Here is an 8,760-nt window from a genome sequence, read left to right as displayed (position 1 = left end):
GCATTCCTGGCGCGTTTATGGGAATCTTCGTCGGGTTTCTCGCCGCTGCGCTGACCGAGGTGCTGAATGTAATTCCGATTCTTGCCAAGCGAATTCAGCTATATGAGTATCTTCAACATTTTATTATGGCATTGGCCTTTGGCAAAATTGTCGGTTCCCTGTTTCACTGGCTGATTTTTCTTAAATAATTTTAGAAAGGGAGGGGAAGTGATTATGGCTTCTTCTGTTAAGACACGCAACCAAGAGCGGCTTGCCAAAGCGCAGAAAGCGTACAATGAGCGTGCAGCCAAATACAAGCCGAAACCGCCCTATCTAAAGAATATGACGAAAGCGTTTCTCGTCGGTGGTGCTATCTGCGCATTCGGACAGATTATATCTGATTTTTATATTGGCTTTTTTAACTTTACCAAAGAAACGGCAGGCGATTCGACGGTAGCAACACTCATCTTTATTTCGATCCTGCTTACGGGCCTGGGCATCTATGATAAACTTGGGCAGTTTGCCGGTGCAGGCTCGGCTGTTCCCGTTACGGGATTCGCCAATTCGATGTCGTCGGCTGCAATTGAGCACCGTGCGGAAGGACTTGTCCTGGGCGTAGGCGGGAATATGTTTAAGCTGGCGGGTGGCGTTATTGTGTATGGCGTGGTGGCTGCGCTCATCGTGTCACTGCTTAAATGGCTCATTATCAAAGTGTAAGGGGGAAGCGGAATGAAAGCGCAGCATCAATGCGGACGACAAACGTGGAAGTTTTTACATGACATTCGCATTCAGGGGAGCGCTGTAGCTGTCGGTCCGCTTGAAGGAGAGGGGCCGCTGGCCGCAGAATTCGATCATATTCACCCGGACATGTACGCCGGACAGGCGTCCTGGGAGAAGGCGGAACGGTATATGATGTATCAGGCGGTACAGACCGCGATTAAAAAAAGCAATTTGCTGGAAAGCGAAATCGATATCGTACTGGCAGGAGATTTATTGAATCAAACAATCTCGTCTAATTTTACGGCCAGCCAGCTCAATATTCCGCTTATCGGTATGTTCGGTGCCTGCTCCACATCGATGGAGACTCTCTCCGTTGGCGCGGCGCTAATCGATGCCGGCTATGCATCGTACATAATCGCCACTTGCAGCAGCCATAACTGCACGGCGGAGAAACAATTCCGCTATCCGACCGAATACGGCGGACAGAAGCCGGAGTATGCCCAATGGACGGTGACGGGGGCGGGCGCTGCGGTGGTCGGACGCGGCGGCGCCGGGCCGCGCATTACGCATGCCACTATAGGCAAAGTAGTGGACATGGGAATTAAAGATCCGTTCGATATGGGAAGCGCCATGGCGCCTGCGGCTGTAGATACGCTCTCTACGCACTTTCGTGATACGGACCGCATGCCCTCGGATTACGATTTGATTGTGACAGGAGACCTGGGCAAAGTCGGCTATGCGATTTTAAAAGACGAAATGAAAGATCTGGCGTTCGAGATGACGCCAGTCTACAACGACTGCGGTCTGATGATCTATAGCCCGGATCAGCAGGTATTCTCAGGAGGGAGCGGCTGTGCTTCGAGCGCTGTCGTTACCTATAGTTACATTATGAACCGTCTGAGAGAAGGAAGCATTAAGCGTGCGTTAGTCTGTGCTACAGGTGCGTTGTTCAGCCCGGTTAGCTACCAGCAGGGAGAGAGCATTCCATGCATCGCGCATGCGGTAGCACTCGAAGCGGTAGAGGAGGTGTGAGGAATGGGACAGGTGGCGATTGCCTTCCTTGTCGGCGGCGTAATCTGTGTGATCGGTCAGGCGCTGCTGGATTTCGCGAAATTCACTCCTGCTCACGTGATGAGTATTCTTGTAGCGTCTGGAGCAATCTTGGACGGGCTTGGTCTGTACGATCCGTTGATTGAATTTGCGGGTGCCGGTGCTACGGTGCCGATTACAAGTTTTGGACATGCCCTCTATCACGGTGCGTGGCAGGAAGCGGAGCAGAACGGGGTCATCGGCTTGATTGCCGGAATCTTCGAAGTGCCGAGCGCCGGTATTTCAGCCGCCATTGTCTTTAGTTTTTTTGCTTCCCTTATTTTCAAGCCGAGAGGGTAAAGAAATGGAACCGCAAACACAGAAGAAGCGCCGCATCATTATAATTACGGACGGAGATATCGTGGCACGCGATACGGTGGAGGAGGTGGCACGCCGCATCGGAGGCCGCTGCATCTCCCGTTCGTCCGGCAATCCGACTCCGTTGACGGGCCCGCAAATCGTAACATTGATTAAGCGGGCCAAACATGATCCGGTGCTGGTTATGTTCGATGACAACGGGGATATGCGGATGGGAAAAGGGGAAGAAGCTCTGTATTACGTAGCCAAACATCCTGACATCGAAGTGCTGGGCGCTATCGCTGTCGCTTCCAAAACGAAAGGAGCCCTTGGTGTCAAGGCGGACATTTGCATCGATCGGTATGGACGTAAAGTCAAGCGTCCCGTCAATAAAAATGGGTTCGTAGAGGCGGGAAGCGAAGCATACATTATAGGGGATACGGTTGATGTGCTGAACATGCTGCACATTCCCGTTATTGTGGGCATCGGCGATATAGGAAAAATGAAAGGAAAAGATGAAGCGTGTGTCGGCTGCCCGGTAACGATTTCGGCTGTCCAGTTTATTCTGCAAAAAAGTGGTTATTTCCAAAAACATCCAGGAAATTAGCGAAAGAAATAAAATGCGTAGTTGTCATGTTTTCGCATGATGTGGTACTGTATAAGATATTCAATGGGTACGTAACGAGGAGGAAGCGGAGTGTTTTTACACGGAACGAGCAGAGTAAACGCGAGAGGACACTTGGAGATTGGAGGATGCGATACGACCGAGCTGGTCCGTACGTACGGCACACCGCTGTACGTATATGACGAAGCGCTGATTCGGGAGAAATGTCGCGCCTATGTTAAAGCGTTCGAAGCAAGCGGATTTCGGTTTCAGGTCGCCTATGCGAGCAAGGCATTTATGTGTATGGCAATGTGCCAGCTGGTAATGGAGGAGAATATGTCGCTCGACGTCGTGTCCGGCGGCGAATTGTACACCGCGCTTAAGGCTGGTTTTCCAGCGGAGCGCATCCATTTCCATGGCAACAATAAGACGGAAGAAGAGCTTTCCATGGCACTCGATGCGGGGATAGGCTGTTTTGTCGTAGATAACTTCTTTGAATTGGAGTTGCTTCATGACCTGGCACAGAAAAAAGACCGCGTCGTGCCGGTTATGCTTCGCTTAACTCCTGGAATTGAAGCCCATACGCACGAATACATCTCTACCGGTCAGGACGATTCGAAGTTCGGGTTCGGCGTAGCGAGCGGTCAAGCGCTGCAGGCGGTTAAGCGGGCCCTCGACAAACCTTTTTATAAACTGCTCGGCATCCATTCGCATATCGGTTCGCAAATTTTCGAGACAACGGGATTTATCGGTGCGATTGAAGTGCTTAGCGCGTTTCTTGAACAGGTGCGGGATGAGACGAAATACGAAGTGGAAGTGCTAAATCTCGGCGGTGGTTTTGGCATTCGATATACAGAAGAGGATGATCCGCTGCCGGTAGGCGAATATATAAAGGTGATTACAGAGGGAGTGCGACGCCAATTTACAGCAAGAGCGTATCCGTTACCGGAAATTTGGATTGAACCGGGCCGAAGCATTGTCGGGGATGCAGGTACGACGCTGTATACAGTAGGCTCGATCAAAGACATCCCCGGTATCCGCAAATATGTCGCGATTGACGGCGGTATGTCGGATAATATTCGCCCGGCGTTGTACCAGGCAAAGTATGAAGCTATGCTGGCTAACCGGGCTGGGGAAGAGGCGGAGGAAACGGTATCGATTGCGGGCAAGTGCTGCGAGAGCGGCGATATGCTTATCTGGGATTATGCGCTGCCGAAAGCGAACCCGGGTGATATTCTGGCTGTTTCCTGTACCGGGGCATACGGCTATTCCATGGCCAACAATTATAACCGTATTCGCCGTCCGGCCGTCATATTCGTTAAAGACGGAGAGGCCGAAGTCGTGGTGGAACGTGAAACATATCAGGATCTTGTAAAAAATGACCGGGTAGTTCCGCGTGTGCTAAGCCGCACAATTTAATGTAGAAAAAGGCGAAGGCCTTTTTCTTCCTTGGATCTCATTTCCTCTTTCTCTCCTTCTTTCCACACGATTTTCACATAAAAAGGCGGAGCCGCAGGGTTCCGCCTTTTTATGTAAGAAGATGTTACGATTCAATGCCGGCAGCAATATGCGCGGCGATTTCCTGCAAGTCGCTCGGCGTGTATTGATCGTTATGCTCTTGAAACACCGGATGGAATCCGTCTTCTTTGCCGTAGCGCGGCAGAATATGCATATGGTAATGGAAAACGGTTTGTCCGGCGACTTTGCCGTTGTTATTCAGCAGGTTTACTCCTTCTGCGTTGAACTGTTTTTTAATCGCGTTGGCAATTTGGGGTACGCAGGCGAACAGGTTGGATGCGACTTCAGGCGTTAGCTCGAAGATATCTTGCCGGTGAATCTTAGGCACAACGAGCGTATGCCCTTTAGTAACCTGACTGATGTCTAGAAATGCTACCACATGCTCATTTTCATATACTTTGGCGGAAGGAACTTCTCCTTGAATAATTTTGCAAAAGATGCAGGTTGGATCGTGTGACATCGTATCATCCTTTCCGTTTTCTTTCTATTCTATCATTATTTGTTTACAGGATAAATATAGGAGGTTGCTCATTATAAGACTGTTTATGTTTAATGCTAAAATGCATTTGTTGATTCTAAAATGCATTAAATAGATTATTCAACAAAAACTTAACTAAATCATTTATCATACAATTTTTGTTTCTCTTTTTGATGCATGTATGCATTACACCGTTTTGACTTATCTGATTTTTATACATTTTTAAAATTGGTACAATATTTGCTATACAATATTTTGAAGTTTAAAATAAAACGTATTGTTTCAGGCAGGAGGAACGTGGATGGCAAAAGGGATGGACTTATCGATTCGGAAGGCGACCAAGTATTATGGAAGTTTCAAAGCGGTCGACAGCATAAGTCTGGATGTCAGAAAGGGTGAGTTTCTTACCATTCTGGGGCCTTCCGGATCAGGAAAAACATCGTTGCTTAAACTCATTGCCGGTTTTGAAGAAGTCAGCAGCGGAGCGATTTATTTGAACGATCAGGACATTACAAAGAAGAAACCGTACGAACGGGACATTGGGATGGTGTTTCAAAATTATGCCCTTTTCCCGCATATGACAGTAGCCGAAAATATTGCGTATCCACTTACACTGCGCAAAGTACCAAAACATGAAATTCGCGAGCGCGTTCAACGGGTACTGGACATGGTTCATATGGATCATTTGGGGAGCCGATACCCGAAGCAGCTCAGCGGGGGGCAGCAGCAGCGTGTCGCGATTGCCCGGGCGATTGTTTTTAACCCGCCGCTTTTGCTGTTGGACGAGCCGTTGGGAGCGCTCGATAAAAATCTACGAGAGCGCATGCAGCTTGAAATTAAGCATATTCAGGAGAAGATTGGGATTACCACGATTAGCGTGACGCATGACCAGGAAGAGGCATTGACTATGTCCGATCGAATCTGCGTTATGAATCAAGGACGCATCGAGCAAGTTTCATCGCCTGAAGAACTGTATCAACTGCCGTGCAACCGCTTTGTAGCCGAGTTTATCGGCGAGATCAATTTGTTGGGAGGTGAGGTGACAAAAAGAGACAGAGATAGTTCGGTCGTACGGCTATTAGACGATACCTCTGTCGTATTTTATACGCATGGGACGAAGCCGGAACAGGAGAAAGTATTTATCGCACTGCGTCCGGAGAACATTCATCTGGCCCGCGAGTCCGGTGAATTTGAGAACACACTTCTGGTTCAAGTACAGGAAAAAATTTATCTGGGAGAGTCAATTAAGCTAAAAGCCAAAACGGCGTTTGACCAGGAGATGACGGTTCGAGTACCGGTGGCAAATGCGGCACAGCTTGCAATCGGCCAGGAAATTCTGCTGGGATGGAGCAGAGCGGATATGATTACAATTCCGTACGAAGCGGACGCCAGCTAACACAAAAAGGGGGATGGGAACCATGAAGAAAAAGAAGAGAAGATTATTTGCAGGATTGCTTACTCTCGCGCTTAGCGTAACGATGACTGCCTGCGGTGGCGGAACAAGCACAGACAAAGCGGCTTCTGCACCGGAGGGCAAAAAAGCACAGGAGCTGGTGGTCGTAGACTGGGGCGGAGCATCTTCAGAAGCGGCCAAAAAAACCATATACGAGCCGTTCGAGAAAGCTAACAATGTGAAAATTACCGTCGTGTCCCCGACAGATGTAGGTAAACTGAAAGCCATGGTGCAGAGCGGCAGCGTCGAATGGGACGTCGTGAACAGCGACACGGACGTTGCACTCCGTCTTGAAAAAGAAGGTCTGCTTGAAAAGCTCGATTATAACATCATCAAAAAAGACGATATCTATTCGAACCTTGTAACGGATTACTCTATAGGATTGCAAGTGTATTTCACCAATATTGCATACAATACAGAGGCGTTTAAACCGGGCAGCCAGCCGAAAAACTGGGCAGAATTCTGGGATACGGCCAAATTCCCCGGACCTCGTTCGCTATACAAAAATCCGGTAGGTACGCTGGAAGCAGCCCTGTTGGCTGATGGCGTAGCACCGGATAAGCTGTATCCGCTCGATGTGGACCGCGCATTCAAAAGCCTTGAAAAGATTAAGAAAGACGTGAAAGTCTGGTGGGAAGCAGGCGCCCAGCCGCCGCAGCTGCTCGGCACGAAAGAAGTGGTACTCGCTTCTGCATGGAACGGTCGCGTCTCTGCTGCCAAAGCGCAAGGCTCACCGGTTGACAACGAATTTAGCCAGTCGCTTGGTATGGCTACATCCTGGGTTATTCCGAAAGGTGCGCCGCACAAAGATCTGGCACAGAAATTTATTGCTTATGCGATTTCCCCTGAAGCGCAGGCCGCCTACTCCAATGCCATTGACTACGCACCGACCAATAAAAAGGCGCTGGAAAAGCTATCAGATGACGTGAAGAAGCGCATTGGCCAAACGCCGGAACGCGTAAAGTCGCAAATCTTTATCGATAATCGCTGGTGGGTGGATAACTACGACAAGATTAACGAGCGTTTCAACAAATTCATGCTTGAATAGACAGACAGTGCCAGGCTGAAGGAGGCGTGAAGAGATGACTACAAAATTAAAGACAGAGGTACCGGTGCCTTCCCTGGCACCTCCTCTGCACCGTTTGGTCGGAATTCCGGGATTGAAATGGCTTCTTTTGTTAATTCCTCTCGCATATACGGTGCTTTTACTCTACTATTCGATGATAAGTGTCCTAAAGCTTAGCGTTTATGATGAAAATGGTTTTACGCTGGAGTATATTCGACAGGTATTTACCGAACCGCTGTATCTAAAAGTGCTGGGCGTAACACTAAAGACTGCATGTATCGTAACGGTGGCAACCCTTCTTATTTCATATCCAATCGCATATTTGCTGGTTGTAATGGAATCACAGCGGTGGAAGAAGGTTGTCATGTCGCTTGTTATGATTACGTTATGGATTAGCCTGTTGGTGCGTACGTTTACCTGGACGGTCATTCTCCAGGATCAAGGTGTGATTAACAAAATGCTGATTTCGCTGGGACTCATATCGGAACCGATAAAACTTCTATACAATACGACCGGAGTTGTTGTTGGAATGACGCACATTTTGATTCCATATATGGTGCTAAGCCTGTATGCGGTCATGGAAGGAATCGATCGCAGGCTTGTGCAGGCGGCCCAGGGGATGGGAGCGCGCCCCTGGCAGGCGTTCATTCAGGTATTCTTTCCGCTTTCTTTACCGGGCGTATTGTCAGGCTCCCTCATCGTATTTGTACTCGGGCTTGGCTACTTTATCACGCCAGCACTGTTAGGTGGACAGGGGAATATGATGATTTCCAAATTGATTCAAGAAAACATACAGACAACGCTGAACTGGAGCATGGCCTCTGCCATTTCTCTTGTACTTCTTCTGGCAACGTTCTTGCTTCTAGGGTTGGCGGCCTGGGTATCCCGCATGTCTCCTCTGCTGAAAGGAGAGAAATAACATGTGGCTGCGCATTTACGTTGTCCTTATCCTTTTTATCATCATCGCTCCTATTCTCGTACTAATTCCTCTGTCATTCAGCTCGCAAATAACATTTACGTTTCCGCCGCCGGGCTATTCGGTGAAATGGTATGAAGCGTTTTTTGATAATTCCCAGTGGATGGATGGATTATGGCGCAGCGTGATTACTGCGCTGCTCACCGCAATTGTGGCTACGGTTATTGGCACGATGGCTTCGCTTGCGGTGCATCGATTGGAGTTTCCGGGGAAGAAAATTTTTACCAACCTTATCGTAGCCCCAATGGTTATTCCCGTTATTGTTGTCGGGATTGCCATGTACCATACGTTTTCTATGTATAAGCTGACCAATACGATTCCAGGGCTGGTATTGGCGCACTCCATTCTTGCGCTTCCCATCGTCTTCGTGACGGTATCGGCAAGCCTGAAAGGCATAGATCGCAATCTGGAATTGGCGGCATTGAGTCTTGGTTCAACACCGATCGGCGTATTTTTCAAAATTACGCTGCCCCTGATTCGCTCAGCGGTGATTGCCAGCGCGCTGTTCGCATTTATTACATCGCTCGATGAAGTTGTTGTTTCCATTTTCATTGCGGGAGCGCAGACAAAGACTCTTCCG

General features: G+C 48.8%; 11 protein-coding genes. 10 read left to right on the top strand and 1 reads right to left on the bottom strand.

The features are described from left to right. From B2899_RS13170 to lysA, 6 genes are all read left to right on the top strand, one after another. Window positions 1–188, top strand: a 188-nt coding sequence (locus B2899_RS13170) for a stage V sporulation protein AB (protein ID WP_286886409.1), incomplete at its 5' end; no start/stop codon positions are given. 25 nt (window positions 189–213) lie between these two features. Then, window positions 214–696 carry a stage V sporulation protein AC gene (gene spoVAC, locus B2899_RS13165; protein WP_286886407.1) on the top strand — a complete coding sequence of 161 codons (483 nt, stop codon included), beginning with the start codon at window positions 214–216 and terminating at the stop codon, window positions 694–696. Window positions 697–708: 12 nt separating this feature from the next. Further along, window positions 709–1,731 (top strand): stage V sporulation protein AD, encoded by a 1,023-nt coding sequence (spoVAD, locus tag B2899_RS13160; RefSeq protein ID WP_146808773.1) that lies wholly within the window; start codon window positions 709–711, stop codon window positions 1,729–1,731. 3 nt (window positions 1,732–1,734) lie between these two features. Continuing rightward, window positions 1,735–2,088, top strand: a complete 354-nt coding sequence (gene spoVAE, locus B2899_RS13155; protein WP_146808775.1) for a stage V sporulation protein AE — start codon at window positions 1,735–1,737, stop codon at window positions 2,086–2,088. A 4-nt stretch (window positions 2,089–2,092) separates the two neighbouring features. Then, window positions 2,093–2,692, top strand: a complete 600-nt coding sequence (locus B2899_RS13150; RefSeq protein ID WP_286886404.1) for a stage V sporulation protein AE — start codon at window positions 2,093–2,095, stop codon at window positions 2,690–2,692. Between the two features lie 90 nt (window positions 2,693–2,782). Then, window positions 2,783–4,108, top strand: coding sequence for a diaminopimelate decarboxylase (gene lysA / locus B2899_RS13145; protein ID WP_146808777.1), 1,326 nt, complete (start codon window positions 2,783–2,785; stop codon window positions 4,106–4,108). Window positions 4,109–4,232: 124 nt separating this feature from the next. Here lysA and B2899_RS13140 read toward each other — a convergent pair whose 3' ends face one another. Beyond that, window positions 4,233–4,667, bottom strand: coding sequence for an HIT family protein (locus B2899_RS13140; protein ID WP_146808793.1), 435 nt, complete (start codon window positions 4,665–4,667; stop codon window positions 4,233–4,235). A gap of 319 nt (window positions 4,668–4,986) precedes the next feature. Here B2899_RS13140 and B2899_RS13135 point away from each other — a divergent pair, with 319 nt between their 5' ends. From B2899_RS13135 to B2899_RS13120, 4 genes are all read left to right on the top strand, one after another. Further along, window positions 4,987–6,081, top strand: a complete 1,095-nt coding sequence (locus B2899_RS13135) for an ABC transporter ATP-binding protein (RefSeq protein WP_286886401.1) — start codon at window positions 4,987–4,989, stop codon at window positions 6,079–6,081. A gap of 22 nt (window positions 6,082–6,103) precedes the next feature. After that, window positions 6,104–7,186, top strand: a complete 1,083-nt coding sequence (locus B2899_RS13130; RefSeq protein WP_286886398.1) for an ABC transporter substrate-binding protein — start codon at window positions 6,104–6,106, stop codon at window positions 7,184–7,186. A gap of 34 nt (window positions 7,187–7,220) precedes the next feature. Continuing rightward, on the top strand, window positions 7,221–8,123 hold the full coding sequence (locus tag B2899_RS13125) for an ABC transporter permease (RefSeq protein WP_286886395.1): 903 nt from the start codon (window positions 7,221–7,223) through the stop codon (window positions 8,121–8,123). 1 nt (window position 8,124) lies between these two features. Next, a partial coding sequence (locus tag B2899_RS13120) for an ABC transporter permease (RefSeq protein ID WP_286886393.1) occupies window positions 8,125–8,760 on the top strand: 636 nt, incomplete at its 3' end.

This window comes from Aneurinibacillus sp. UBA3580, assembly GCF_002375825.1.
Taxonomy (GTDB): Bacteria; Bacillota; Bacilli; order Aneurinibacillales; family Aneurinibacillaceae; genus Aneurinibacillus; species Aneurinibacillus danicus.
The sequence above is the reverse complement of the archived record's forward strand: the minus strand, read 5'-3'. Positions and strand labels throughout refer to the sequence as shown.

Coding starts and splice junctions, on each gene's coding strand:
- B2899_RS13140 (WP_146808793.1), bottom strand. CDS start 4,667: ATGTCACACGATCCAACCTGCATCTTTTGCAAAATTATTCAAGGAGAA.
- B2899_RS13150 (WP_286886404.1), top strand. CDS start 2,093: ATGGAACCGCAAACACAGAAGAAGCGCCGCATCATTATAATTACGGAC.
- spoVAE (WP_146808775.1), top strand. CDS start 1,735: ATGGGACAGGTGGCGATTGCCTTCCTTGTCGGCGGCGTAATCTGTGTG.
- B2899_RS13125 (WP_286886395.1), top strand. CDS start 7,221: ATGACTACAAAATTAAAGACAGAGGTACCGGTGCCTTCCCTGGCACCT.
- B2899_RS13135 (WP_286886401.1), top strand. CDS start 4,987: ATGGCAAAAGGGATGGACTTATCGATTCGGAAGGCGACCAAGTATTAT.
- B2899_RS13130 (WP_286886398.1), top strand. CDS start 6,104: ATGAAGAAAAAGAAGAGAAGATTATTTGCAGGATTGCTTACTCTCGCG.
- spoVAC (WP_286886407.1), top strand. CDS start 214: ATGGCTTCTTCTGTTAAGACACGCAACCAAGAGCGGCTTGCCAAAGCG.
- spoVAD (WP_146808773.1), top strand. CDS start 709: ATGAAAGCGCAGCATCAATGCGGACGACAAACGTGGAAGTTTTTACAT.